This window comes from Aquabacterium sp., from assembly GCF_036279675.1.
Classification (GTDB): domain Bacteria; phylum Pseudomonadota; class Gammaproteobacteria; order Burkholderiales; family Burkholderiaceae_C; genus Aquabacterium.
Genome location: NZ_DASUIS010000117.1, coordinates 16,373 through 42,661, shown reverse-complemented (window position 1 = coordinate 42,661; position 26,289 = coordinate 16,373). Strand labels below are relative to the sequence as shown.

Sequence of the window (26,289 nt, the reverse complement as noted above, 5' to 3'; positions counted from 1 at the left end):
ATCGCCATCCGGGTCGGTGGCCTTGACCTGTCCGGAGACAGGCTTGTCTTCGTCAGTGGTGAGCTTGTAATGGCCGGTCGCCGGATCCAGATTGGGGTTCGTGGGATCGTCGATCTTCGGACCATCGTTGACGGGGTTGATGCCGATGTCGATGGTGGCCGTGGTGGTGCCGCCCTTGCCATCAGACACGGTCACGGTGAACGAGTCGGCGCCGTTGTAGTCCTTGGACGGGGTGTAGGTCCAGGTGCCGTTGGCGTTGACGGAGACGGTGCCGTGTGCGGGGTCGGAACCCTTGGCGTAAGTCAGCGCATCGCCATCCGGGTCGGAGGCCTTGACCTGGCCGGAGACGGGTTTGTCTTCGTCAGTGGTGAGCTTGTAATGGCCAGTAGCCGGATCCAGGTTCGGGTTGGCTGGATCGTCGATCTTGGGGCCGTCGTTGACGGGGGTGATGCCGATGTCAATCGTGGCGGTCGTGGTGCCACCATGGCCGTCAGACACGGTGACCGTGAATGAGTCAGAGCCGTTGTAGTCCTTGGACGGGGTGTAAGTCCAGGTGCCGTCTGCATTGACGGTGACAGTGCCGTGCGCGGGGTCGGAACCCTTGGCGTAAGTCAGCGCATCGCCATCCGGGTCGGTGGCCTTGACCTGGCCAGAGACAGGCTTGTCTTCGTCAGTGGTGAGCTTGTAATGGCCGGTGGCCGGATCCAGGTTCGGGTTCGTGGGATCGTCGATCTTCGGACCATCGTTGACAGGATTGATGCCAATGTCCACTGTCGCGGTCGTGGTGCCGCCGTGGCCGTCGGACACGGTGACCGTGAACGAATCCGAGCCGTTGTAGTCCTTGTTGGGCGTGTAGGTCCAGGTGCCATCGGCATTGACCGTCACCGTACCGTGCACCGGGTCGGCGCCCTTGGCATAGGTCAGCGCATCGCCGTCCGGGTCGGTAGCCGTGACCTGACCCGACACAGGCTTGTCTTCGTCAGTCGTGAGCTTGTAGTGACCAGTGTTGGGATCCAGATTGGGATTGGTCGGGTCGTCGATCTTCGGCGGATCGTTGGCAGGTATCACACCAATATCGATGGTGGCCGTGGTCGTGCCGCCTTGACCGTCCGAGATCGCCACGGTGAAGGTGTCGAAGCCCGTGTAGTCCTTGTTGGGTGTGTAGGTCCAACTGCCGTCGGCATTGACGGTCACGGTGCCATGCAGAGGGTCGGAGCCCTTGCTGAACGTCAGCGCGTCGCCATCAGCATCACTGGCCTTGACTTTGCCCGATACCGCCGTGTCTTCGTCCGTGGTGAGCTTGTAGTGGCCGGACTCCGGGTCGACATTGGGGTCGTCAATCTTGGGGGGATCGTTGACAGGCGTGATGCCGATGTCGACATAGGCCGTGGTGGTGCCGCCCTTGCCGTCGGACACGGTCACGGTGAACGAGTCCGAGCCGTGATAGTCCTTGTCAGGCGTGTAGACCCAGGTGCCATCCGGATTGACCGTGACGGTGCCGTGCAGGGGATCGGTGCCCTTGGTGAAGGTCAGCGCATCACCATCCGGGTCCGAGGCCTTGACCTGGCCAGACACGGGCTTGTCTTCGGGGGTTTCAAACTGGTAGCGACCGCTGGCGGGCTTGTAGTTGTTGCCCGGGTCGTCAACGTAAGGTGCGCGGTTGCCCAGAGGCGCGGCCACGCTGTTGTCGGCTGCTGCAATCGGGATGCCGGCTTCGCGGTCAGGTGTGCTGTAGGCAAACTCCTGAGGTGTCACCGCTTCGATCACGCGGTCCACACGCAGGCCCGGCGACATCGCGCCACCGCCACCACCCGTCACGCCTGCTGCAGTCGCCGCATCTTCATCGCCGCGTTCCACCGCATTGATGGCGTCGTCCAATGTCTTGTGGTCAACGGTGTGCCGGGGGTGGCTATGCTTCTTGTCGGCACCAGCCTTGTCGTTGACATCGGCCAGGGCCACTTGCATGTCGCGCGGCATCCATGCGTTGCCGTCCACATCGGTGATCTGCAACTCGGCATTCTGTGCCGCGAGGATGACGTCACCTGGCTGGATGGTGTCACCCTGCTGGAGCGGTCGAGCAGTTTTTTCGCCTGCCGCAATGACGTTGGCGCGTCCTTGAAGACTGGAGACGATACCGCCTGGAACTTGCGCGGATTTGGGCATGGCAAAACCTCTCGAAACGTAACTAAAGCCGTTGCAGCGAGGATAGCCAGGGGGCCGTCCTCAAGGTGAATTGGTCGGACCGCAGTCCGTGAACAATTCCGGCCTTGCGCCGAATAAATCAACGCTTTAGCGCAGCCCTCGTCAGGGTTGTGCGCCGTTTCTATGGCTTTGCCACCAAGTGAAACGGGCCAGACATGTCCAACAATCTCTTGTCGGCTTGTCTGGCCCGCTGTGAAGGGCTTTCGTCACGTATGGACGGGGTTGTTGGCGACTTAAGGTGTATGCGCAGACATGTTCGGACAGTGTCTTCTTCAGAGCCTTGTTCAGCGTTCCCTCAGCGCATACGAATGCGCCTTGAGTACGGGCTTGAGCAGGTAGGACAGCACGGTCTTCTTGCCGGTCAGTACGTCCACTTCAGCCGTCATGCCCGGGATGATGGGCATCTTGTCGCTGAAGTTGGTCTGCCTGGTGCGCACACGCACCACATAGAAGGTGTTGCCCTTTTCATCGGTGACGGTGTCGGGGCTGATGTTCTCGACCACGGCATCCAGGCCGCCATAAATCGAGAAGTCATAGGCCGTGAACTTGACGGTGGCGGGCTGGCCGGGGTGGATGAAGGCGATGTCACGCGGTTGGACCTTGGCCTCCAGCACCAGCGCGTCATCCAGGGGCACGACTTCGACGATGTCCTTGCCCGGCGTGATCACGCCGCCGACCGTGTTGGCCAGCAGGCGTTGCACGCGGCCTCGCACAGGTGACTTGACCTGAGACTTGTCCACCTTGTCTGCCAGGGCCACGGCACCCTCATTGATCGCGTTGAGGCGGCCCAGCACTTCGGAGAGTTCCTTGCGGATCTCGTTGCGGAAGGACAGGTCGGTCTCCTGGATCTTGCGGGTGGCTTCCGAGATCGCAGCCTTGGCACGCGAGGCCTGCGCGCTGGCCTGTTCCTTGTCACCGCGGGCGCGGGTCAGGTCACGCTCCAGTCGCAGCACATCCACCTCTGACACGGCGCCGGTGGCCAGCAGGGGTTTGGTCTTGGCCAGTTCCTGCTGCGACAGCTCCAGAGAACGCTTGGCCGAATCGCGCTTGGCCTGGGCTTCGCTGAGTTCCTGCTCGCGCTGCGTGAGCTGTTCTTCGCTGATGGAGATCAGTGCCTTCAGTTCCGAACGTTTGGCGTCGTAGAGCTGGCGCTCTTCATCGATCACACGTTGCTCTTCGGCATTGCCTGCCTGAGGGGCGGGCGGGTTGAAGGCATGACCTTCCGCCAGGGCCTTCAAGCGCGCCAGCTTGGCCCGCAAGGCAAAGGCTTGCGCAGCGCTTTCACGCACGCCCGAGGTGGCGCGGGTCTCGTCGATCTTGAGCAGCAGTTGGCCGGCTTCCACGACCTGGCCTTCCTTGACCAGGATCTCGGAGACCACGCCCCCATCGAGTGATTGGATCACCTGCAACTGCCTGGAGGGGATCACTTTGGCCTCGCCCTTGGTGACCTCGTCTATTTTGGCCAGCCCAGCCCAGGTCAGCAGCACGGCCACCAGCAGCAAGGCGGTGCGCACCAGCGTCTGGGCGCGGTAGGTTTTTTCCGTGCTCATCACCGCATGGGCGTCGAGCTCGAAGGAGCGCATGCCGGCATCGGTGGCCGTGTCAGGCGTGACGCGGGGGCCGGCCACCTTGTCCAGCACGCGGTCGGTCAAAGGCGCGAGCCTGCGGCGCACGGCCTCCAGCGCGTTGACCAGCTTCTGTCCGGCGTTCAGCAAGGTACTCATGTCGATCTCCTTGCCTTGATCAGGATGCGCGGGCGATGCGGCCGCTTTGCAGCGCCTGCATGATCCGTTCACGCGGGCCATCGGCCACGATCTTGCCCTGGTCGACCACGATCACGCGGTCCACGAAAGACAGCATCGAGGTGCGGTGCGTCACGAGTACCACCGTCTTGCCTTCCGAGAAGGCCTGCATGCGTTGCGTCACCAGGGCCTCGGTCGAGAAGTCCATCGCGCTGGTGGGCTCGTCGAGCAGCAGGATGGGGGCGTTGTGCAGCACGGCGCGGGCAATGCCCACGCTCTGGCGTTGGCCGCCGGAGAGCAGTTCGCCGCGTTCGCCCACCTGCATGTCATAGCCCTGCGGATGGCGCTGTACGAACTCGGTCAGGCCGGCTGTTTCGCTGGCGGCCACGATGGCGTCATCCTGCGCATGCGGCATGCCGAAGGTGATGTTGTCTCGCAGCGAACCGTAGAACAGCGTCACGTCCTGCGACACGTGAGCCAGGTTGCGGCGCACATCGGCCGGATCCAGTTGGCGCATGTCGATGCCGTCGAGCAGCACCGCGCCTTGCGACGGCTGGTACAGCCCGAGGATCAGCTTTTGCAGCGTGGTCTTGCCCGAACCCACCTTGCCGATCAGGGCCACCTTTTCTCCGGGGTTGATCTTGAAGCTGATGTTGTCGAGCGCCGAATCCTGACGACCCGGATAGGCAAACGAGACATGGCGGAACTCGATCTCGCCCTTGAGCTCCTTGCGCTGAACGAAGTTGGTGCCAGCCGGGCGTTCCACAGGCTGGTCCATGATCTTGTTGAGCGACTCCATGGCCGTGCGGGCACCCTGGTATTGCATCAACAGGCCCACGATCTGACCTGCGGGGGCCAGTGCGCGGCCAGCCAGCATGGTCGAGGCAATCAGGCCGCCCATGGTGAGTTGCTTGTCGGTGATCAGGTAGACGCCGATCAGGATGATGCTGACCGACACCAGTTGCTGCAGCGTGGCCGTGGTGTACATCGCGGTGGACGACAGCCCGCGCATGCGCACGTTCAAGGCAGACAAAAACTGGTTGGCGCGCTCCCAGCGTGCCTGGATCAGGCCTTCGGCACCTTGTGACTTGATGGTCTCGATGCCGGTCAGGCTCTCCACCAGGGTGGCATTGCGCTGCGCAGATGCCTGATACGTGCTTTGCGACAGTTCATGCAGGCGGTGTTGCAGCACATAGCCCGACACCACGATCGCCGTGAACACCGTGAGCACCGGCAGAATCAACCAGGGCGAGATCCAGGCCATCACGATCACGAACAGCAGCGCGAAAGGCAGATCGATCAGCGCCGTGACCGTGCTGGAAGCGATGAAGTCACGCACCTGCTCGAAGCCGCGCAGGTTCGATGCAAAGGACCCGACCGATTGCGGTCGGTTTTCCAGGCGCATGCCCAGCACCCGCTCCATCAGCGAGGCAGAGATCTGCACGTCGATGCGTGCGCTGGCTTCGTCCACGAAGTGGCTGCGCAACAGACGCATGAACAGATCACCGCAGAACACCAGGCACACGCCGATGGCCAGCACCCACATCGTCTCGGTGGCATGGTTGGGCACGACGCGGTCGTACACGTTCATGGAAAAGATCGGGAAGGCCAGCGCGAACAGGTTGACCAGCAGCGCGGCCCACATCACGTCACGGTAGACAAAGCGCTGGGCCAGTACCGGGCCCCAGAACCAGTGTCCGGACTTGGTCGCGCGGATCTCCGGTGTGCGGGCGTCGAATTTGAAGTGCGGGCGGGCAAACAGCACCACGCCGGTGTAGCGGGCTTGAAGCTCGTCCGTGCTCAAGGTGACCGCGCCCTGGCCGGTGTCGGGCAGCAGGATGCGCCATTGCCCCTTGTCGCGGCCCAGCAGCACGCAGGCCTGATCGTTGTGGAGGATCAGGATGGCGGGCAGGGTGAGGTCGTCAATGCGGCTCAGTTCGAGCCGCTGCAGCTTGGTGGCCAGGCCAGCCTTGGCGGCGGCACGTTCGGCCAGCGTCAGGGGCAGGGCGCCTTTGTCCAGCGGCAGGCCGGCGGTCAGTGAGGCGCGGGAGGCGGGGATGCCATGTTGCCGGCAGACTTCGACCAGGCAGTCCAGCAGGGGATCCGGCGCGATCAGGTCTTCGCGCAGGCGCGGCCCGGTTCCCGGCTGGACGGGGGCGTCGGGCGGCGCGGAGGAGGTCGGATCAGAGTTGTCCAGCGTGGCGGTCATGTGTGTGGTCGTGAGGTCCGGCGCCGCACGAGACACCAGGGGTCAGCGCGGCGGTATCAGCGGATATCGGCACAATGCACGTCAAATTGACCCTTGACGCGGTCTGCGAAGAAGCGCTCCAGGGTCATGCGTACCGTGCGGAAGGCCAGATCGTCCCAGGGGATCTCGTGCTGGTGGAAGAGTTTGGCTTCCATGGTTTCCGGGCCCGGCGCGAATTCGGTGTCCAGCAGGCGGGCGCGGTAGAACAGGTGAACCTGACCGGCCGTGACCACATTGAGGATGCAGTAGAGGCCTTGCATTTCGATGTGGGCGCCGGCTTCTTCGTCGGTTTCGCGGGCCGCGCCTTCTTCGGTGGTTTCACCCAGCTCCATGAAGCCGGCGGGCAGGGTCCAGAAACCCTTGCGCGGCTCGATGTTGCGCTTGCACAGCAGCACTTGCTCGCCCCAGACAGGCAGCGTCCCCACCACGTTCAACGGATTGACGTAGTGGATGTGGCTGCAGGAAGGGCACACGGCGCGCTCCCGGTTGTCATCCTCGGGAACCTTGTACTCAACCGGCGTGCCACAGACCTGGCAGTGCTCGATTCGGCGTGAAAACAGCATGCCCGCAGTTTAGGGCAACAAGCGCGCTATTCCTCGGCCTGTGGTCGGCAATTCACAGGGGCCAACCTGGACGGCGGGGAGGCTTCAGCGCCGCCTGGGGCCGGCCGGGAGCCGGGTGATCCAGGGGGCAAAGCTCTCCAGCACCTGCAGTGGGTGGCCGCGGTGCCAGAACACGGATCGGCGCGTCCAGAGGGGCGCATGGGCGTCAGCCGGGGGGCGCAACCGGGCCCACTGGCGCGCCAGATGCTGACGCTCGGGCGAGCGGGTGGCCAAAGCCTGCGCGATCAGCGGGTCGCGTCGCACCTGACTGTGTTCGAACAGCAACTCGGCCAAGGGGCGGGTGCCCAGGCCCTTGATGGCGCGCCAGGGGCCTTTCACGGCATTCAGCGGCGTGCTGCTGCGGGCCCAGACGGCCGGCCGGCCATCGATGCGCAGCACGACCTCGCGCACGTGAGCCTGCCGGCAGCGCAGCGCTTTTTGTTCCTGCGGCCACAAAGTCTGTCGCCCCTGGCTGATCACCTGCACGCTGACCTGCCCATGCAGGCGCAGGCGCGCCGTGAGCGAGCCGGGCGCAGACAGCCACTGTTTCAGGCGAGCAGGGACGGCCTGTCGACCTCCGGCAGCGCGGCGGGCGCGGGCGGCGTTCAGGCGGGGTACGGCGGGCAGACGAGGTAGCATCGGGGCGGGATCATAGCGGGCCTCGCGCCGAACGCGCTTCATGACATCAAACTCACTGCCATCCCCGATGCCTGAGGGCTGGATGGCCATCGATTTCGGCGCCGGGCTGTCGCCAAGGCTCGGTGCGATCATGAGCGCCAGGGCCGGTGGCATCAGCCAGGCGCCTTACGCGCAGTGCAATCTGGGTGACCACGTTCAGGATGATCCACAGGCCGTGGCGCACAACCGTGAGGTGTTGGCAGCGCAGTTGCAGGCTCGGCCGGCCTGGCTCACACAGGTTCATGGCAACCGGGTGATCAGGCTGACGCACGATGTCTCTCGTGGAGACGATGTCAACCCTGCAGACCTGAACGGCTCGCTGGCGCAGCCCGTGGCCGATGGCGCCTTCACGACTGAGCCTGGCCTGGCATGCACGGTGATGGTGGCCGATTGCCTGCCCCTGTTGCTGGCGGCGCCGGAGGGGCGGGGCGTGGCGGCGCTGCACGCCGGCTGGCGCGGTCTGGCCGGTGCGGGCCCCATGGTCGGGCGGGGCATCGTGCACATCGGTGTGGCGGCCTTGTGTGAGGCGGCTTCTTGCGATCCGGCCGAGTTGAGCGTCTGGCTGGGGCCATGCATCGGGCCGCGGCATTTCGAGGTGGGTGCCGACGTGTTGATTGGCTTCGGCGTGGACCCACAAGGCGCCATGCCGCACCCGAGGTTCAAGCGGCGCCAGCCGGATCTCGGCGCCAACGATGGCAGCCTGGGGGCTGGTGCAACGGCGGAAGCCCCGCCGAAATGGCTCGCAGACCTGCCTGGTCTGGCCCGCGACATCCTTCAAGGACGCGGCGTGCAGCGCATCAGCGGTGGTGAGTGGTGCACCGTCACCGATGCTTCAAGGTTCTTTTCCTTCCGGCGCGATCGCGTCACCGGCAGGCAGGCCGCTGCCATCTGCCTTCGCGGCTGACGCGGCCAGGCTGGCCACATGGCGCCTGCGCTCTTCGGCCTCGGCCTTGAGCCTGACGACGCGCCGGTTTCGCGCGCCCATCAGGTACATCACCAGTGCCAGTGGCCCGACGCCATAAAACACGAAGGTGATGAGGGCGCCCAGTACCGTGCCCTGAGGGCTGGTGGCTTCGGCCAATGACATCATCACGGCCACATACAGCCAGGCAATAGCAACAATCCACATCCAACGCCATCCGATTGGTGAAAGTCCCGCAGACATTGCGGTGCGATGCACTCAACATGATTGATGCAGATCATTCATGCCACGGTGCTTGCATCTATTCTGGAACAGCTCTTGCTGCAAGGTGCATGAGCAAGTCAGATTGATGACCGTTGGGCCGATGTTGAAAACTGGCCAAAAGTCATCTGCCTGACTTGTCGCTTCAAAAAATACGAGGTCAGAATACGGCAACATGCCGGGGCATCACTTTTTCGGATGCCTCAGCTCAGGATTCCAAGTAGGAGACATATGGCTGTTCCTCAACGGTCACGCTCGCAGCGCGCTGTCGCTGCCGAGGACGTGACGCCGCGCGATGCTGCAGTGCAACCCAAGCCCGCAGCCAAGACCAAACGACCGGCCGCCAAGAAGGCCGGCGCGACACCCAGGAAGACGGCGGCGAGCAAGCCTGCCGCATCAGCCAAGCCGGCTGGTGCCAGCAAGGCTGCGAAACCCGCGCCGACGCGCAAGACAAGCCGTTCTGCTGAACCCCAAGCCGATCAAGCACATACTGAAGCTTCGAGTGCCGGAGCTGCCAAAGCAGCCAATGCCTCCGCCTTCACCGCCCCGTTCGAGCAGGCGGCCAAGGCGTTCAGTGCCTTCAAGGTGCCGGGCCTGGCGCAACTGGATCTGCAAGGCCTGCCTGAAAAGGCTTCCGAGGCCATGAAGCAGTGGATGGGTCAATCTGCCGAGGCTTTGCCGCCCGGGCTGGACGCACTCAAGCCCATGCAGCAGGCGATGGAGTCCATGGGCAAGAGCCTGGGCTCGACCCTGACCTCCATGGCAGGCTTGTCGGTGCCACCTGACGCGCTCAAGGACATCCAGCAGGACTACATGAAGCAGGCCACCGAGTTGTGGAACCGCTCGCTGGAAAAGCCCGAACAGATCAAGGCTGGCGACCGTCGCTTTGATGCACCGGAGTGGGGCAGCAGCCCGGTCAACGCCTTCATGGCGTCGATGTACCTGCTCAATGCCCGCACGCTGCAAAAGCTGGCTGACAACCTGCAAGGTGATGCCAAGGCCCGTCAGCGTGTGCGTTTCGCCGTGCAGCAATGGGCGGACGCGGCGTCGCCCAGCAACTTCCTGGCCTTCAATCCGGAAGCGCTCAAGAAGGCGGTCGACACCAAGGGTGAAAGCCTGCAGCAAGGCCTGCAGCACCTGATGAACGACCTGCGTCAGGGCCACATGTCCCAGACGGACGAGAGCGTGTTCGAGGTGGGCAAGAACGTGGCGACCACTGCTGGTACGGTCGTGTTCGAGAATCCGTACTTCCAGCTCATCGAGTACGCGCCTTTGACGCCTCAGGTCCACGAAGTGCCTTTCCTCTTCGTGCCGCCTTGCATCAACAAGTACTACATCCTGGACCTGCAGCCGGACAACTCGGTTGTGCGCTATCTGCTGTCGCAAGGCCACCGTGTGTTCATGATCAGCTGGGTCAACCCGGATGACAGCCTGGCCCTATCCACCTGGGACGACTATATCGAGCAGGGCGTGATGAAGGCCATCGACGTCACGCTGGATGTGGCCGGCACGGACAAGGCCAACATGCTGGGCTTCTGCGTGGGCGGCACGATGCTGGCCTGTGCACTGTCCACACTGGCCGCGCAAGGCAAGAAGCCTGCTGCCAGCCTGACGCTGCTGACATCGTTCCTGGATTTCTCCGACACCGGCATCATGGATGTCTTCGTGGACGAGGCCATGGTGCGCATGCGCGAAATGACCATGGGTCCGACCAGCCCGCAAGGTGGCGGCCTGATGAAGGGCACCGATCTGGCGGCCACTTTCTCCTTCCTGCGTCCCAACGACCTGGTCTGGAACTACGTGGTTGGCAACTACCTCAAGGGGGAGATGCCGCCAGCGTTTGACCTGCTGTACTGGAACAGCGACAGTACCAATCTGCCAGGGCCTTTCTACACCTGGTACCTGCGCAACACCTACCTTGAAAACAAGCTGCGCGAGCCCAATGCGGTGAAGGTATGCGGCGTGCCGCTGGACCTGCGCCGTCTGGACATGCCGACCTTCATCTATGGTTCGCGTGAAGACCATATCGTGCCTTGGGGCGGGGCTTACGAGTCCACCCAGATCGTGCAGGGGCCCAAGACCTTCGTGCTGGGTGCCTCCGGTCACATCGCCGGTGTGATCAACCCACCCGAGAAAAAGAAGCGCAGTTACTGGACTTCCGGCTCCCTGGCACGGGGCTTGCCAGCAACGGCCAAGGAATGGATGGCAACGGCGCAGGAGCATCCTGGCAGCTGGTGGCCCGTCTGGGCCGAGTGGCTGGGCAAACAGGCTGGTGCGAAAGTGCCGGCGCCAAAGCAGCCCGGCAACAAACGGCACCAGCCCATTGAGGCCGCACCTGGTCGCTACGTCCTTCGCAAGGCTTGAACACTTGACCATTTAAGGAGATCACCATGTCTGACATCGTCATCGTTGCTGCAGCCCGGACCGCCGTTGGCAAGTTCGGCGGAACCCTGGCCAAGACGCCCGCGTCCGAACTGGGCGCGACGGTGATCAAGGAACTGCTCAAGCGCACGGGCCTGAGCGGCGATCAGATCAGCGAGGTGATCCTGGGGCAGGTGCTGCAGGCTGGTTGCGGCCAGAACCCGGCACGCCAGGCGGTGATCAAGGCAGGCTTGCCCAACACGGTGCCCGCGATGACCATCAACAAGGTGTGCGGCTCCGGCCTGAAGGCCGTCATGCTGGCGGCACAGGCCATCCGCGATGGCGATGCCGAGATCGTGATCGCAGGCGGTCAGGAAAACATGAGCATGTCACCTCACGTGGTGCCCAATTCGCGCGAAGGCATGCGCATGGGCAACTGGCAGATGGTCGACACCATGATCAACGACGGCTTGTGGGACGTCTACAACCAGTACCACATGGGCATCACGGCCGAGAATGTGGCCAAGCAGTACGGCATCACGCGTGAAGCGCAAGATGCGCTGGCGCTGGGCTCGCAGCAAAAGGCTGCAGCAGCCCAGGATGCAGGCCGCTTCAAGGACGAAATCGTGCCCGTCCTGATTCCGCAGAAGAAGGGCGACCCGCTGGTGTTCGACACCGACGAGTTCGTCAACCGCAAGAGCAACGCCGAAGCGCTGGCTGGCTTGCGTCCGGCCTTTGACAAGGCTGGCAGCGTGACGGCGGGTAACGCGTCGGGCATCAACGATGGCGCTGCGGCTGTCATGGTCATGAGCGCCCAAAAGGCCGAGCAACTGGGCCTGAAGGTGCTGGGTCGCATCGCTTCTTATGCCAGCTCCGGCCTGGATCCCGCCATCATGGGCATGGGGCCCGTGTCGGCGTCACGCCGTGCGCTGGAACGTGCCGGCTGGAAGCCCGCCGATCTCGATTTGCTGGAAATCAACGAGGCCTTCGCGGCTCAGGCTTGTGCTGTTCACAATGAAATGGGCTGGGACACCAGCAAGGTCAATGTGAACGGTGGCGCCATCGCGATTGGCCACCCCATTGGCGCATCGGGTTGCCGCATTCTGGTGACCCTGTTGCATGAAATGCAGAAGCGCGATGCTCACAAGGGCATCGCATCTCTGTGTATCGGTGGCGGTATGGGCGTAGCCCTGACCATCGAACGCTGACCCCGACTGAAAAGTAGTCTTTCATACATCCCAAAGAGGAGAACTTCATGAGCCAAAAAGTAGCGTACGTGACCGGTGGCATGGGCGGTATCGGTACCTCCATCTGCCAGCGCCTGCACAAGGACGGTTACAAGGTGATCGCTGGTTGCGGCCCCAGCCGTGACCACGTCAAGTGGCTCGATGAGCAAAAGGCTCTGGGCTATACCTTCTACGCCTCCGTCGGCAACGTGGCCGATTGGGATTCGACTGTGGATGCCTTCCGCAAGACCAAGGCCGAGCACGGTCCGATCGACATCCTCGTGAACAACGCTGGTATCACCCGTGACGGCATGTTCCGCAAGATGACCAAGGCCGATTGGGATGCGGTCATGGACACCAACCTGAACAGCCTGTTCAACGTGACCAAGCAGGTCATCGACGACATGGTGGACCGCGGTTGGGGCCGTATCGTGAACATCAGCTCGGTCAACGGTGAAAAGGGCCAGTTCGGTCAGACCAACTACTCGGCTGCCAAGGCCGGTATGCACGGCTTCACCATGGCCCTGGCTCAGGAAGTGGCCAACAAGGGTGTGACCGTGAACACCGTCTCGCCTGGCTACATCGGCACCGACATGGTGCGCTCGATCCGCCAGGACGTGCTGGACAAGATCGTGGCCACCATCCCTGTGAAGCGTCTGGGTACGCCTGAGGAAATCGCCTCGATGGTGTCCTGGGTTGCCAGCGATGAAGCCGGTTTTGCCACGGGCGCTGACTTCTCGGTCAACGGTGGCCTGCACATGGGCTGATGACGGGTGCATTGAGCCGGGGGCGCAGCGCGCTCAGGCTCGATGAAGGCCAGTCTGCTCGAACAACCCCGCCAGGTAGCGATGCCTGCGGGGTTTTTTCATGGACGCCCGCCGGGAGCGGGCGGGGCCAGGCAGTTCAGGCGGCCGCTTCCTGCTCCATCACCAGGCGATCGAGTGCAGCACAGACCTCTGCAAAGCGGCCTGTGATCACGGTGCGGCGTGCATCACTGGGATCGGTGCTGATGCGGACGCGGCGTACGGGGGCCATTTGCTGTGCCGCCGGACGCAAGGCGATGACGGCCGCACTGTTGGGGCTGTTGTCCTGCTGGCGCGCAGGCGGGGTGCCCCAGGGCGTGATGGGGCGAGCCTTGACCGGGCGGGTCGCTGGCGCACTGGCAGGGCGAGAACCGTCAGAGGGGGGATCGCCTGCTGCGCCTTGAGCGGCAGTGTTGCGAACGAAGAATGCACGGGCCAGGTGGTGAATCATGGTGAACTCCGGTTGACAGCAGATGAAGTTCGGCAGGATTCAACAGGGACCACCAGACGGGATCGCACCACCGGCCAGGTGATGCCAATGCCCGCCACCCGCCTGGTGGCGCGAGAGTCAGTTCAGCAACTGGTTGCGGATCAGGCCCACGGCCAGACCTTCCAGTTCGAAGTCGTCCTGATCAGGTGAGACCAGGATGGGTTTGAAGTCAGGGTTCTCCGGCAGCAGTTCGATGCCCTTGGCCGTGCGCTGGAAGCGCTTGACCGTGACCTCATCACCGATGCGGGCCACCACGATCTGGCCGTTGCGGGCGTCTCGGGTGCGGGCAACGGCCAGCAGGTCGCCGTCCATGATGCCGATGTCCTTCATGCTCATGCCTTTGACCCGCAGCAGGTAATCGGGGCGGCGGGCAAACAGGCCGGGCTCGACCGAATAGGTTTGCTCAACATGCTCCTGAGCCAGGATCGGGCTGCCAGCGGCGACGCGGCCGACCAGTGGCAGGACCAGCTGTTCCAGGCCGGGCAGGGGCAGATTGAAGGGCAACACGTTGGAGGGCGCATCGCCGCTGCGTTTGCGGGTTTCGTTGACCGTGCGCAGCGTGCCAGCCTTGAGACGGATGCCGCGCGAGGTGCCACCCACCAGTTCGATCACGCCTTTGCGGGCCAGCGCCTGCAAGTGCTCTTCAGCGGCATTGGCTGACTTGAAGCCGAGTTCCGTGGCGATTTCAGCACGAGTAGGAGGTGCACCAGTGCGCGCAATGGCACGCTGGATCAACTCGAAGATTTCCTGCTGGCGCGGCGTGAGTTTGGGTTTATCGTTCGACATCTGTAGCTAACGCTGGATGAATCGTTGGCTGTCATTTTATACAGTACTGCTGGTTTGTCCAGTATTTTTGCAAAGGCGCCTGATCAGTCATGCAAAACGTTGTGATTCTGGGAACAGGGGGCACCATCGCCGGCACGGGTGCAGATCCTGATCGTGTGTGGGACTACCGCGCGGGGCAGTTGTCCATCGCGCAACTGGTCAAGGCCATGCCTGATCTGGCGGTCTATCCGACCGAGGTCGTGCAGGTGGCCCAGGTCGACAGCAAAGACATGAGCTGGCAGCTCTGGCAGGACATGGGGCGCGAGCTGCAGCGTCAGCTGGCGCGTGATGATGTGTCAGGCATCGTGATCGCGCACGGCACCGATACGCTGGAAGAAACTGCCTATCTCTTGCACCGGCTGGTGGACGGACGCAAGCCGGTGGTCATCACCGCAGCCATGCGCCCGGCGACGGCGCCGGATGCCGATGGGCCGCGCAACCTGCTGGATGCGGTTCGGGTGGCACTGGAGGCGGCGCGTCGTGGTCTGGGTGGCGTGGTCGCTGTGATGCACGGCGGCGTGTGGGCCGGCTCGCAAGTGCGCAAGATGCACTCGTGGTCGCTGGATGCGTTTGATGCCGGTGGTCAAGCGCCGCTGGCGCTGATCGATGCCCAGGGGCAGTGGCACGACGAGGTGGCATCCTGGCCTGCCAGCGGCAATGCCGGCTGGTGGCCCTTGAACCTGACACCGCCTCGTGTGGAGATCATCCACAGCCATGCGGACGCCGACGGCTGGATGGTCGATGCCGCGCTGGCCCACGCGCATGAACACGGCCCGCTCAAGGGGCTGGTCATGGCCGGAACCGGGCATGGCACGCTGCACAAGGGCCTGGAGGCTGCGCTGGCCAAGGCGGTGGCCCATGGCGTCACGGTCTGGCGCAGCTCGCGCGTGGCCCGTGGCGGGGTGCAGTCTCGTGAGGGGGATGCGTTTGTGGCCTGTGGCGAGCTGACGGCAGCTCAGGCCCGGGTGGCGCTCATGCTCTATCTGATGGGTGTGTGAGCGAGCAGGAGGCCGGGGAAATAAGGTGGGAGTGGAAGCTGGATCCTGAGTGCGGTGACCGTCACCCCTGGTCTGCTTTATCCCTCCGAGCCTGGCGCTGGCCTGACCCGGTTCGAAGCGAATTGTGCGAGCCGAATGTGAAAGGACGATGACAGCTTCAGGGCTTGTTGAGCCTGATCACCACGTCCTGGCCGGTCTTGAGGCCTTGCTCCTGGCCGGCTGAGGCTTCGCCCATGGCGGGCGTCCACACCCGTACGCGATGCTCGCCCGATGGCAGATCGAGCGTGAGCCTGCCGCTGGAGTCCGTGACGCCAAAGTAGGGTGTGTCCACCACATGGATATAGCCCAGCATGCGGTCGTGGATGTTGCAGCCCAGGGTGGCGGTGCCCGGCTTGTCAAAGATCACCGGTGCAGCTGGCGTGCCGGCGTACAGCTTGATCTCGAAAGTCTTGACGGGCGAGAACGAGTAGACATGGTGTCGGACCGTGTCGAAGTTCGGGAAGTTCACCGAAGTGCCCGTCTGCACGACGCGCAAGGTTGGCGAGAAGGCCTTGTTTTTTTGCGCCATGTCGGCCGTGACCTCAGGGCCTGCCGTGGCTTTGACGCCCTTGACAAACACCGCCACAGCGGCGCCAGCCAGCGACTGCCCGTTGTCGCCCAGAACCTGAATCGACAGGTTGGCAGCGAGGGCGGATGCACCGTACAGCGACAGCGCCATCCCAGTCAGCGCGCCCTTCGTGTGCCGATCAAGCTGGGTGAGAAGGCAGTGTGGGCGCATGTGTGGGCTTGCCACTTGCTCAGTATTTGACGATGTCGCGTCGGGTCGGTGCGAGTCTGCGCAAAAGCTCGTTTCTGGCCGCGTCAGGTGCGCCGGCACGCTCCAGTTCTTCGCGCATCACCGACACCATGATGTCGAACTCGGCCCCGGAGATATTGGTCCTGGCATGCGAGTTGGCCATGGTTTCACCTTCGTAAACACAGGGGCCGTCGGCCACCTTGCAAACGTAGGCTGCCACGCTCTTTTTCAGCGCTGCCATCTTGATGCCGTCAAACGATCTCCTAGTGCGAGGATCGGTTGAAACCCGATCCAGCGTACGGTCGGTGACGGTCTCTACGCCCTTGGTGCCACCCAGTTGCTGATACAGCGGCGCCTGATTGCCTGTCGTGGTGCAGGCCATCAGGATGGCCAGTGTCCAACTGATGGTGATGCCGATGACAGCCATTTTGGCGTGGCGACGGCTGTCTTCGCTCAGGCTGGTCCACATGGTGATCGGGCTGGTCATCGGCATAACTCATCCTGCAAACAGGGGGTTCAAATTCACGCTATCCCCCTCATGCGAGGGATTGTGCCTTCATATTGCACCATGTGAGTCGATATTCATCTCCGTATTTGGCCGGGTATTGACTGGTCAGATCTCACGCGAGGATCGACCATGAGCCGAAAAATGTCCGAAAGTACTGGGTGTTGTGTGCAAAAGGCACGCAACACGACCACCTTGTCCTGGTGGCGCCTGGGCTGGCTCGGACTGGCTGTGGTGGCGGCATCTGTCGCGCCCAAGGCGCATGCTGGCGATCGCCTGCTGGGTACCTGGGGCGTCAGCGAAGTGGATGGTGCGGGTGGTGGTGGCTTGACGCCCTGGGCCACGATCACGGGCACGGGCAGCAGCAACCAGAACGGTGGGTCGGTCTTTGCGACGCGGCTGAGGACGCAGGACGGCTATGACCTGCAGATCAGCGGGGCGGCCGTGGGCATCAAGGACAGCATCGAGCTCAGCATGGCGCGCTGGTCTTTCAAGCTGGGCGATACCGTGCCAGGCAAGGCCATCGAGATGAACGTGCTGGGTGCCAAGTTCAAGGTGGCCGGCGATGCCGTGTACGACCAGGACACGCTCATGCCGCAAGTGGCGGTAGGGGCGCAACTCAAGGAACTGGCGGCGAGCGACCGCGATCTGGTCAGATCCCTGGGCGCGACGGGGACCAGCGACATCGACGTCTACGCTACGGCGACCAAGCTGTGGCTGGGCGGCCTGGCGGGGCGCAATGTGATTGCCTCGGGGACAGCGCGGCTGACCCGCGCCAACCAATTCGGTCTCGTGGGCTTTGGTGGCTCCGGGCATGAGACGCACAAGCTGCAGCTGGAGGGCAGCCTGGGGCTCATGTTGCGTGACGATCTGGTGCTGGGCGCCGAATACCGCATGAAGCCTGACAACCTGGCGTCCGGCGGCGCGATTCTTCGTGAAGACAATGCCTGGGATGTGTTCCTGGCCTGGTTCCCTTGCCGCGGCGGCAGCCTGACGCTGGCCTGGGTGAACCTGGGCAATATCGTCGGCAAGGAAGACCAGGCAGGCTTGTACCTGTCGGCGCAGGCGTCCTTCTGATCCGCCAGCAGCAGAGGGCTCAACGGCCCCCGGTCACATCCAGGATGGCGCCCGCCGTGTAGCTGGCCTTGTCCGACAGCAGCCAGACGATGGCTTCAGCGACCTCGCGTGGCGCTGCTGCCCGCCCCATGGGCAGGGTGGGCCCCAGTCTGGCTGCACGGTCCGGCTCGCCACCGGTGGCGTGAATGCCCGTGTCGGTGATGCCGGGGCGTACCGCGACCACGCGCACACCCTCTGGCGCCACTTCCTTGGACAAGCCGTTGGTCAGCACATCGATGGCGCCCTTGCTGGCTGCGTAATCCACGTACAGATTGGGTGAGCCCGTGCGCACGGCGCTGCTGGACACATTGACGATCACACCGCCTTGCCCGCCCAGCCGTGTCGACATGCGTTTGACCGCCTCGCGCGCACACAGCATGGGGCCCAGCACGTTGACGCTCAGCATGCGTTGCATGCGTGCCGCAGACATGTCCGCCAGTGGTGAGGTCTGGTCCACGATGCCGGCGTTGTTGACCAGCCCCGTCAAGCGAGGCAGAGATTTGTCCGCGATGGTGAACAGTTTGAGCACCTGTTCTTCATCGGACAGGTCGGCTTGGGCGATGATGGCGTGTGGTGAACCGAGTTGCAGGCATGACTGCGCCACCTCCCGGGCCAGATCGGCCTGGTGGGCGTAGTGAATGAGCAGGCTGTGGCCTTGCGCGGCGAGCAGGCGTGCGGTGGCGGCGCCGATGCCCTGGCTGGCGCCCGTGATGAGTGTGACCGGATTCATGCAGTGACTTTACATTCCCTTAACCGCGTCGACGTGCTTGGACAACAAGCCCCCGGGAAACTGGCGAGATGAACACGATGAAAAAGAACAAATGGTTGTCCGGCTGGCGGCTGGCAACCGGTCTGGTGGTGCTGGCTGCAGCCGGCTGGGGCATCAAACACTACTTCTTCACGCCGCCTGCCGCACCTCAGGTGATCACGGCCAAGGTGGCGTATGAAGATCTGGAGGACACCGTGCTGGCCAGCGGCACCATCCAGGCGCAAAAGGAGGTGAGCGTCGGGGCGCAGGTTTCGGGTCAGATCAAGCGGCTGTATGTGGACCTGGGCGACAAGGTCAAGAAGGGGCAACTGGTCGCCGAGATCGACTCCACCACGCAGAACAATGCCTTGCGCAATGCCGAGGCTCAGGTGGCTTTGCTGACGGCACAACGCCGTGCCAAGGTGGCGCTGCAAAAGCAGGCTGAACTGACTTACAAGCGCAAGCTGGAGCTGGTCAGGCTGGATGCCGGCGCCAAGGCTGATCTGGAAGATGCGGAAGCGGCCCTGGCCACCACCACGGCCGACATCGGCGCCTTGGACGCCCAGATCAGGCAGGCATCGATTTCCGTGGACACGGCCAAGGTGAACCTGGGCTACACGCGCATCCTGGCGCCCATTGATGGGGTGGTGATCGCGGTGATCGCCGAAGAGGGGCGCACGGTGAACGCCATCCAGTCTGCGCCATCCATCATCAAGCTGGCCAAACTGGACCAGGTGCAGATCAAGGCACAGATCTCCGAAGCCGATGTGGTGCGGGTCAAGCCCGGCATGCCGGCTTACTTCACGATTCTGGGCGAGCCGCTGCATCGTTTCGACGCCACACTGCGCGGTGTGGAACCGGTGCCGGAGGCAAGCCAGACGGATGCCAAGGTCACGACATCTACTTCCACAACCTCGGCCATCTACTACAACGGGTTGTTCGACGTGCCCAATCCGGATGGCAAGCTGCGTGTGCTGATGACCGCTCAGGTCTTCATCGTGCTGAACAAGGCCGACCATGCCCTCGTCATTCCCGCTTCTGCACTGGGCAAGCGTGATCGCAAGACCAGGACCTACGACGTGAGCGTGCTGGAAGGCCCGCCTGGTCAGCAGAAGGTGTCGACGCGCCAGGTCAGGATCGGCCTGAACAACCGCGTCCAGGCCCAGGTGCTGGAAGGCTTGAAGGAAGGCGATCTGGTGGTGGTGGGTGAGGCCACGGGCTCGGGCAATGGTTCGGGTGGTTCACGTCGTCCGCCGGGCATGTTCTGACGCCATGGCATCGACTTCACAACAGTCTGCCGCGCCTGCCTTGCTGGAAGTGCAGGATCTGTGGCGCGAGTACCCCTCGGGCGAAGGCTCGGTGGCGGTGCTCAAGGGCATCAGCCTGAAGATCCAGGCCGGCGAGATGGTGGCCATCATTGGCGCCTCGGGTTCGGGCAAGTCCACGCTGATGAACATCCTGGGATGCCTGGACCGGCCGACGCGGGGTGTCTACAAGGTGGCGGGGCAGCCCACGGCCGCCCTGGAACCGGATGAACTGGCGCGCCTGCGTCGCGAGCACTTCGGCTTCATCTTCCAGCGCTATCACCTCATGGGTGACCTGACGGCGGCGGGCAACGTCGAGATCCCGGCCATCTATGCGGGCCATGGGCCGGCCGAACGGCATGCTCGCGCGGCCGCGCTGCTGGGACGCCTGGGTCTGGGTGAGCGCGTTCGACATCGTCCGGGCCAGCTTTCAGGAGGTCAGCAACAGCGCGTCAGCATTGCCCGCGCGCTCATGAACGGCGGCGACGTGATTCTGGCCGATGAGCCGACGGGGGCGCTCGACAGCGTCAGCGGCGAGGAGGTCATGCGCATTCTCAAGGAGCTGCATGCCGATGGGCACACGGTCATCATCGTGACCCACGACCCCAAGGTGGCGCAGCATGCGCAGCGCATCATCGAGGTGGCCGATGGCGAGATCGTCTCGGATCGCTACAAGGATGGGGCTGATGTGCACCGCGCCGTGAAGCTGGAGGAAGGCACGCCGGAGCCTCATCCCTGGCGCGCCAACTGGGATCGGTTCACCGAAGCCTTCACGATGGCCCTGCGCGCCATGGCCGGGCACCGTCTGCGCACGCTGTTGACCATGCTGGGCATCATCATCGGCATCGCCTCCGTGGTGTCGATGGTGGCTTTGGGCGAAGGCTCGCGCCAGCGCGTGCTCAAGGACATCTCGGCCATGGGCACCAACACGATCGACATCTTCCCGGGCAAGAACTTCGGTGATCGGCAGGCCGGGCGCATCCGCACCTTGGTGCCGGGTGATGCGGACGCCTTGTCCAACCTGAGCTATGTGGACAGCGTGACGCCCACGGTGAGCACCAGCGTGACCCTGCGGCGTGGCAATCTGGAGGCCACCGCGAACGTGACCGGTGTGGGAGAGGACTTCTTTCGCGTCAAGGGCTACACGATGGCGCAGGGCCAGGCCTTCGATGCCGACAGCGTGCGCCGCCAGACGCAGGAAGCCGTGATTGATCCGAACGCCCAGAAGGCCTTGTTCCCCAATGGCGAGAACCCGGTGGGGCAGGTGGTGTTTCTGGGCTCCGTGCCCGTGCGCATCATCGGCGTGACCTCGCCGCAGGAAAGCGGTTTCATGATCTCGGACAACCTCAACGTCTGGGTGCCTTACACCACGGCCATGCGGCGCTTGCTGGGCGTGCGCTGGTTGCGCAACATCACGGTGCGCATCAGCGATGACGTGCCTTCTGTGGCGGCCGAGCAGGGCATCGTCAAGCTGGTCACGCAACGCCATGGCACACAGGACTTTTTCGTGCGCAACAGTGACAGCATCCGCCAGACCATCGAGAGCACCACGCAGACGATGACACTGCTGATCTCGTCGATCGCCGTGATCTCGCTGATCGTGGGCGGCATCGGTGTGATGAACATCATGCTGGTGTCGGTGACCGAGCGCACGCAGGAGATTGGCGTGCGCATGGCGGTGGGGGCGCGTCAGAGCGACATCCTGAGGCAGTTCCTGATCGAGGCGGTGCTGGTCTGCCTGATCGGTGGGGTGCTGGGGATCGGGCTGTCCTTGCTGATCGGGCTGGGGTTCGACAAATTGGGTGGCGGCACCTTCACCATGGTTTATTCAGTGTCGTCCATCGTGGCGGCCTTTGGGGTCTCTTCGCTGATCGGTGTGGTGTTCGGTTTTCTACCGGCGCGCAATGCGGCAAAGCTGGATCCCGTGGATGCCTTGTCGAGGCAGTGAGAAATGTGCATGAGAGAACAAAGCGTGAATACAGTGAAGCAACACAGGCACACAGCATGGACCTGGGGCAGCGTGGCGCTGGTTGCAGCGTTGTTGAGCGCCTGCGCTGCACCGGGGCACTACGCACGGCCAGACGTGAAGGTGCCCGAGGCCTGGCAACAAGGCGATGCCGCCAGACAGGCCGCGCTGGCGCCCTGGTGGCAAGGCTTGCAGGACCCGGTGCTGACCCAGTTGATTCAGGATGCCCTGGCTCGTAACAACAACCTGGCGCAAGCAGCCATCAAGGTGCGGCGGGCACAGCTGGTGGCAGGCCAGGCGGCCAGTGATCAGTTGCCCTCGCTGAGCGTGAAGGGCAGCAGCACGGCATCGCGCCAGCTCGACGGTGGCCCGACCACCCGGTTGAGCACCGTCACGGCGGGCGCCAGCTGGGAGGTGGACCTGTGGGGCCGCCTGGCTTCGCTGCGCAGTGCAGCCGACTGGGAAGCCCAGGCCACCGAGCAGGACCGTCAGGCGGCAGCCATGTCACTGGTGGGCACGGTGGCCAATCTGTACTGGCAGGTGGCCTACCTGAACCAGCGCGTGGAGGCCAGCCAGCTAAGCATTGATTACGCCCGCCAGACACTCAAGCTGGTGGAGGCGCAATACAAGGTGGGGGCCACGTCTGGCCTGGAGGTGGCGCAAGCCACACAGGCTCTGGCTGCTCAGGAGGCGAGTCACACGCAGTGGCTGCAGCAGCGTGTACAGGCACGCAACGCCCTGGCCATTCTGTTTGATGCGCCGCCATCTGTCGCGACGAAGGAAACCTTGCGTTTGCCCGAGGGGGGCTTGCCGGATGTGCAGCCTGGCGCACCGGCGTCCTTGCTGGCGCGTCGCCCTGATCTGCAGGCTGCCGAGTCTCGCCTGCGCAAGTCACTGGCATCGGTAGATGCAACCAGGGCCAGCTTTTACCCAACCTTGTCGCTCACGGGTAGCGTGGGTGGCAGCAGCACGGCTTTGTCCAAGGTGTTGAGCGACCCGGTGGGCACACTGGGCGCAGGCCTGGCGCTGCCCTTCGTGCAATGGCGTGACATGCAGCGCAGTGTCGACATCTCGCAGGCTGACTACGAGGTGGCGGTGCTGGGCTATCGGCAGAGCTGGTACCAGGCGCTGTCTGATGTCGAAAACGCCTTGTCGGCGCGCGTGCAATACGAGAACCAGGGGGTGCAGCTCGCGCTGGCCGTCAAGGCCGCTCAGGATGGCGAGCGGCTGAGCGAGGCGCGTTACCGTGCTGGTGCCGTGCCGCTCAAGACCTGGCTGGATGCGCAGGAAGCACGTCGGCAGGCCGAAAACAACCTCGCTGCCAACCGACTCAATCGGCTCAATGCTTTGGTGACGCTGTATCAGGCTGCCGGTGGCGGGCTGGATGTGACGCCAGGATGAAGGCGAGACCCGCCTAGCCCTTGAACGTGGGCTTGTTGGTGCGTGCTTCAACCACGCGCACGGCATTGGCGCCAGGGTGCATGGTCATGCCCAGTTGCCCGGCAAAGCGGGTAGGGTCATGCAGTTCTGCCAGCGCAAATCCGGCGTGGCGCAATTCGGTTTCGGCCTGCACTTCGTTGTCGAAGTGCAGGAAGACGCGACCTTTGACGAAGGTCGAGAGGACGGCCTTGAAGGCCTGCACGCCTGCACCCTTGTTGGCGTTGTGCAGGTGGATGTCTGACAAGTAGAGCCCATCCGGGAAGCGGTTGAGCACGCGGCCAAAGCGTTGCCACATCGCCACCACGGTGGGGGTGTCGAAGTAGTTGACCAGGCCCTCGGTGATGATGGCCGTGCCCTGATGGGGGTCCAGCCTGTCAGCCAGGGCGCTCAAGGAGGCAGGGCCGGTGTCGGCCAGGGCATCCAGGGTCACGACTTCGTGTCGCTGACGCAGCAGATCGGCCTGCTGAAGCAGGTCGCGCTTGCGCTGTGCCATGTCAGGCAGGTCGGCTTCAATGTAGTGAAGCTTGTCCCCATGGGCTTGCTTGAAGCGCCAGCCGCGCGGTGACAGCCCGGCGGCCACTTCGATGACCTGGCTCACACGGCCCTCGCGGATGGCCTGGGTAAGCAGCAGATCGATCAGGCGGTGCCGCGCCAACAGGAAGGCTTGCAAGGTGGGGGCGCCCGTGAGCATGGCCAGGCTGTGCAGAGGGCGCAAGGCGCCATGCATGAGCCGGCCCTGTGGCGTGACCAGCGCAGGATGCGACATGCCGTGCGCGAACCAGGTGTAGCCGGTGTAGTGCGCCGTGGGGCTGATGCTGGCTGCGTTGCGGGCCATGTCCTGTCCTCAAGCTGATTCGCGCGCGGTTGGCGCCATGAATCGGTAGTGTGACATGAATTGTTGTCAGATTACTTGGCGCGTTTTCCCTGAGCGTCGATCACCACTTCACCGTCCTCCTTGCTGAAGGGGGCTTGCTGAGGGGCGTCCAGGATGTCGAGCACCAGCTCGGAGGGGCGGCACAGCCGGGTGCCCAGCGGGGTGACCACGATGGGGCGGTTGATCAGGATGGGATGCGCGATCATGAAGTCGATCAGTTGATCGTCCGTCCACTTGCTGTCCTGCAACTGGAGTTCGTCGTACAGATCGCCTTTGCTGCGCAATACCTCGCGGGCACTCAGGCCACTGTCCTGGATCAGCTTGACCAGTTGAGGGCGATCAGGCGGCGTCTCGAGATACAGGATGACATCGGGCTCGATACCCGCATTGCGGATCAGGGCCAGAGTATTGCGGGAGGTGCCGCACTTGGGGTTGTGAAAGATGGTGACCTTGCTCATGGTGGGATCTTAGCGGTCTTGTGGCGGTGCATGAATGGCGGTCGTTGTATGCTGCCGCGCATGATCACCGTTCACCACCTCGAAACATCCCGTTCGCAGCGCGTGCTGTGGTTGCTGGAAGAACTGGGCCTGCCCTATGAGCTCAAGATCTACAAGCGCCACCCCGTTACCAGGTTGGCGCCGCCGGAGTTGAAGAAGATCCATCCCTTGGGCAAATCCCCCGTGATCACCGATGGCGATCTGGTGGTGGCGGAATCGGCTGCGATTCTGGAATACCTGGTCGAGCGCTACGGTGTTGATGCGCAAGGGGAGGCTGCGCACTTGAGCACCCAACCCGGCACGCCTGAGCACATGCAGTTGCGCTTCTGGATGCACTTTGCCGAAGGTTCGCTCATGAACTGGCTGGTGATGAAGCTGGTGTTCATGACCATTCCCACGCAGCCCATGCCCTTCTTCGTCAGGCCGATTGCACGTGAACTCTGCAAGAAGGTGCAAAAGCAGCTGATCGATCCCAACCTGCAGACCTCGACGGCGTTCATCGAAGACCATCTGGGCCAAAACCAGTGGTTTGCGGGTGATCGCCTGACACTGGCTGACTTCCAGATGAGCTTTGCCGTGTCAGCCTTGATCTCGCGTGCGGACGATGCCAGGCGATGCCCGAACCTGTCGGCCTACATCAAGCGGATGGAAGCCCGGCCTGCCTACCAGCGTGCGCTGGCCAAGGGCGGCCCGGTGGTGATGGGCTGAGCAAGTCCTATCGAGCTGGCTGGCCTGAACTGGCCAGTTGCAACACATCCAGATAGCTGGGTGGCTCGGGCACATCCGTGCGCTCACGCAACCAGGCGTGCATCTGAGGCAGGCGGTGGTAGGGCACCGACGCCATCAGGTGATGCTCCATGTGGAAGTTCACGTTCACCGGTGCCACGGTGGCGCGGGCCAGCCAGCCGGCGCGGGTGGTGCGCGTATTGCGGAACATGTCGGGTGAGCGGTCCAGGCAGCCATGTTCGGCAATCGAGCGGATGCGGATGAACAGCGGCAGAAAGGTCAGGAAGGCCAGTACCCAGGCGCCATACAGCCAGGCGTGGCCCGTGGCGGCCAACACAGCCCACAGCACACCGTTGGTGATCAACATGGGCCCCATGTTGCGCAGGGTGGTGCTGATGCGCTCGGGCCAGGTGCGGCCTTCTTGTGGCAGGCGTTCGACGTTGTTGGCCACGGTCCACTTGAAGACGCCGGCATCCATCATCACCAGCCCGAAGACCAGCTTGAGGCCAGTCAGGCCGAAGATGTCGCGCGCCATCTTGCGCACCAGCGAAGCGCGGCTCACAGGGTAGTCTTCATGCAGCGAGATGTCGGGATCCTGGTTGGTGCCGGTTCTGGTGTGATGGCCCAGGTGGTGCACCTTGTACTTGCCCAGGTTCTGCCAGATCGGGCGTGCGCACAGCCAGTCGGTGAGCACGTCGTTGGCCCAACGGCTCTTGAACAGGGTGCCGTGCGAACCTTCATGTTGCAGGATGGCGAGTGCCAGCTGGCGACCACCCAGCACGGCCATCACGGCAACAAACGTGAAAACATTCGGCCAGCGCGCCAGTGCGGCAAAGGCCAGGGCGATGACACCCCATGTGGAGCCCACGGCCCAGGCGCCCCACAGATCGGAGCGCGCCGTCAAGGTGGCCATCTGCTCGCGGGTGAACAGGTCTTTCAGGCGCCGTTTGGTGGCGGCG

Annotated in this window: 24 protein-coding genes; 10 read left to right on the top strand and 14 right to left on the bottom strand. The window is 63.5% G+C overall.

Going from position 1 to position 26,289, the window contains the following annotated elements; all coding sequences use genetic code 11:
* The 5 genes from VFW93_RS13715 to VFW93_RS13695 all read right to left on the bottom strand — a co-directional run.
* On the bottom strand, positions 1–2,163 hold a 2,163-nt coding region (locus VFW93_RS13715), incomplete at its 3' end, for a retention module-containing protein (protein ID WP_329694545.1).
* A 323-nt stretch (positions 2,164–2,486) separates the two neighbouring features.
* Complete coding sequence (locus VFW93_RS13710) at positions 2,487–3,926, bottom strand: HlyD family type I secretion periplasmic adaptor subunit (RefSeq protein WP_329694544.1); 1,440 nt, start codon at positions 3,924–3,926, stop codon at positions 2,487–2,489.
* A 19-nt stretch (positions 3,927–3,945) separates the two neighbouring features.
* Complete coding sequence (locus VFW93_RS13705; protein ID WP_329694543.1) at positions 3,946–6,153, bottom strand: type I secretion system permease/ATPase; 2,208 nt, start codon at positions 6,151–6,153, stop codon at positions 3,946–3,948.
* A gap of 56 nt (positions 6,154–6,209) precedes the next feature.
* On the bottom strand, positions 6,210–6,755 hold the full coding sequence (locus tag VFW93_RS13700; protein ID WP_290677919.1) for an NUDIX hydrolase: 546 nt from the start codon (positions 6,753–6,755) through the stop codon (positions 6,210–6,212).
* Between the two features lie 84 nt (positions 6,756–6,839).
* A complete protein-coding gene (locus VFW93_RS13695; RefSeq protein ID WP_329694542.1) occupies positions 6,840–7,475 on the bottom strand; it encodes a chorismate--pyruvate lyase family protein in 636 nt (211 codons plus the stop codon).
* Here VFW93_RS13695 and pgeF point away from each other — a divergent pair.
* Complete coding sequence (gene pgeF, locus VFW93_RS13690; RefSeq protein WP_414639677.1) at positions 7,474–8,376, top strand: peptidoglycan editing factor PgeF; 903 nt, start codon at positions 7,474–7,476, stop codon at positions 8,374–8,376. The two genes, VFW93_RS13695 and pgeF, sit on opposite strands and share 2 nt — an antisense overlap.
* Here the strand turns inward: pgeF and VFW93_RS13685 are convergent.
* Positions 8,305–8,601: a hypothetical protein gene (locus tag VFW93_RS13685; RefSeq protein WP_329694541.1), complete on the bottom strand. Its 297-nt coding sequence runs from the start codon at positions 8,599–8,601 to the stop codon at positions 8,305–8,307. The genes pgeF and VFW93_RS13685 overlap by 72 nt on opposite strands.
* Before the next feature lie 708 nt (positions 8,602–9,309).
* Here VFW93_RS13685 and phaC point away from each other — a divergent pair.
* The 3 genes from phaC to VFW93_RS13670 are packed head-to-tail and all read left to right on the top strand — an operon-like array spanning position 9,310 to position 13,009.
* Positions 9,310–11,019, top strand: a complete 1,710-nt coding sequence (phaC, locus tag VFW93_RS13680) for a class I poly(R)-hydroxyalkanoic acid synthase (protein WP_414639679.1) — start codon at positions 9,310–9,312, stop codon at positions 11,017–11,019.
* 26 nt (positions 11,020–11,045) lie between these two features.
* Positions 11,046–12,224, top strand: a complete 1,179-nt coding sequence (locus VFW93_RS13675; protein WP_329694540.1) for an acetyl-CoA C-acetyltransferase — start codon at positions 11,046–11,048, stop codon at positions 12,222–12,224.
* Positions 12,225–12,271: 47 nt separating this feature from the next.
* Positions 12,272–13,009, top strand: a complete 738-nt coding sequence (locus VFW93_RS13670) for a 3-ketoacyl-ACP reductase (protein WP_329694539.1) — start codon at positions 12,272–12,274, stop codon at positions 13,007–13,009.
* A 136-nt stretch (positions 13,010–13,145) separates the two neighbouring features.
* On the opposite strand, the gene VFW93_RS13665 is transcribed toward VFW93_RS13670, so the two are convergent.
* Both VFW93_RS13665 and lexA read right to left on the bottom strand, forming a co-directional pair.
* Entirely contained in the window at positions 13,146–13,496 is a 351-nt protein-coding gene (locus VFW93_RS13665) for a hypothetical protein (RefSeq protein WP_329694538.1), read from the bottom strand.
* A gap of 117 nt (positions 13,497–13,613) precedes the next feature.
* Positions 13,614–14,321 (bottom strand): transcriptional repressor LexA, encoded by a 708-nt coding sequence (gene lexA / locus VFW93_RS13660; RefSeq protein ID WP_329694537.1) that lies wholly within the window; start codon positions 14,319–14,321, stop codon positions 13,614–13,616.
* An 89-nt stretch (positions 14,322–14,410) separates the two neighbouring features.
* On the opposite strand from lexA, the gene VFW93_RS13655 reads away from it, so the two are divergent.
* Positions 14,411–15,358 carry an asparaginase gene (locus VFW93_RS13655; RefSeq protein ID WP_329694536.1) on the top strand — a complete coding sequence of 316 codons (948 nt, stop codon included), beginning with the start codon at positions 14,411–14,413 and terminating at the stop codon, positions 15,356–15,358.
* Between the two features lie 157 nt (positions 15,359–15,515).
* Here VFW93_RS13655 and VFW93_RS13650 read toward each other — a convergent pair whose 3' ends face one another.
* Positions 15,516–16,076, bottom strand: a complete 561-nt coding sequence (locus VFW93_RS13650; RefSeq protein ID WP_329694535.1) for a methylamine utilization protein — start codon at positions 16,074–16,076, stop codon at positions 15,516–15,518.
* Between the two features lie 79 nt (positions 16,077–16,155).
* The gene (locus VFW93_RS13645; protein ID WP_329694534.1) at positions 16,156–16,647 is read right to left on the bottom strand and encodes a group 1 truncated hemoglobin; all 492 of its coding nucleotides are present in this window, start codon (positions 16,645–16,647) and stop codon (positions 16,156–16,158) included.
* A 156-nt stretch (positions 16,648–16,803) separates the two neighbouring features.
* Here VFW93_RS13645 and VFW93_RS13640 point away from each other — a divergent pair, with 156 nt between their 5' ends.
* Complete coding sequence (locus VFW93_RS13640; protein ID WP_329694533.1) at positions 16,804–17,736, top strand: DUF3034 family protein; 933 nt, start codon at positions 16,804–16,806, stop codon at positions 17,734–17,736.
* Between the two features lie 19 nt (positions 17,737–17,755).
* Here the strand turns inward: VFW93_RS13640 and VFW93_RS13635 are convergent, their stop codons facing one another.
* Entirely contained in the window at positions 17,756–18,505 is a 750-nt protein-coding gene (locus VFW93_RS13635; RefSeq protein ID WP_329694532.1) for an SDR family oxidoreductase, read from the bottom strand.
* 68 nt (positions 18,506–18,573) lie between these two features.
* On the opposite strand from VFW93_RS13635, the gene VFW93_RS13630 reads away from it, so the two are divergent.
* Genes VFW93_RS13630 through VFW93_RS13620 form a run of 3 tightly spaced genes read left to right on the top strand, consistent with a single transcriptional unit; the run spans position 18,574 to position 23,194 of the window.
* Entirely contained in the window at positions 18,574–19,791 is a 1,218-nt protein-coding gene (locus tag VFW93_RS13630) for an efflux RND transporter periplasmic adaptor subunit (protein ID WP_329694531.1), read from the top strand.
* 4 nt (positions 19,792–19,795) lie between these two features.
* Positions 19,796–21,775 (top strand): MacB family efflux pump subunit, encoded by a 1,980-nt coding sequence (locus VFW93_RS13625; RefSeq protein ID WP_329694530.1) that lies wholly within the window; start codon positions 19,796–19,798, stop codon positions 21,773–21,775.
* 24 nt (positions 21,776–21,799) lie between these two features.
* On the top strand, positions 21,800–23,194 hold the full coding sequence (locus VFW93_RS13620; RefSeq protein WP_329694529.1) for an efflux transporter outer membrane subunit: 1,395 nt from the start codon (positions 21,800–21,802) through the stop codon (positions 23,192–23,194).
* A gap of 13 nt (positions 23,195–23,207) precedes the next feature.
* On the opposite strand, the gene VFW93_RS13615 is transcribed toward VFW93_RS13620, so the two are convergent.
* Positions 23,208–24,068, bottom strand: a complete 861-nt coding sequence (locus VFW93_RS13615; RefSeq protein ID WP_329694528.1) for a class I SAM-dependent methyltransferase — start codon at positions 24,066–24,068, stop codon at positions 23,208–23,210.
* Positions 24,069–24,139: 71 nt separating this feature from the next.
* Positions 24,140–24,565, bottom strand: coding sequence for an arsenate reductase (glutaredoxin) (arsC, locus tag VFW93_RS13610; RefSeq protein WP_329694527.1), 426 nt, complete (start codon positions 24,563–24,565; stop codon positions 24,140–24,142).
* A 60-nt stretch (positions 24,566–24,625) separates the two neighbouring features.
* Here arsC and VFW93_RS13605 point away from each other — a divergent pair, with 60 nt between their 5' ends.
* Positions 24,626–25,312, top strand: coding sequence for a glutathione S-transferase (locus VFW93_RS13605; protein ID WP_329694526.1), 687 nt, complete (start codon positions 24,626–24,628; stop codon positions 25,310–25,312).
* Between the two features lie 7 nt (positions 25,313–25,319).
* On the opposite strand, the gene VFW93_RS13600 is transcribed toward VFW93_RS13605, so the two are convergent.
* Positions 25,320–26,243, bottom strand: a complete 924-nt coding sequence (locus tag VFW93_RS13600; RefSeq protein ID WP_329694546.1) for a fatty acid desaturase family protein — start codon at positions 26,241–26,243, stop codon at positions 25,320–25,322.
* Positions 26,244–26,289: the final 46 nt, after the last annotated feature.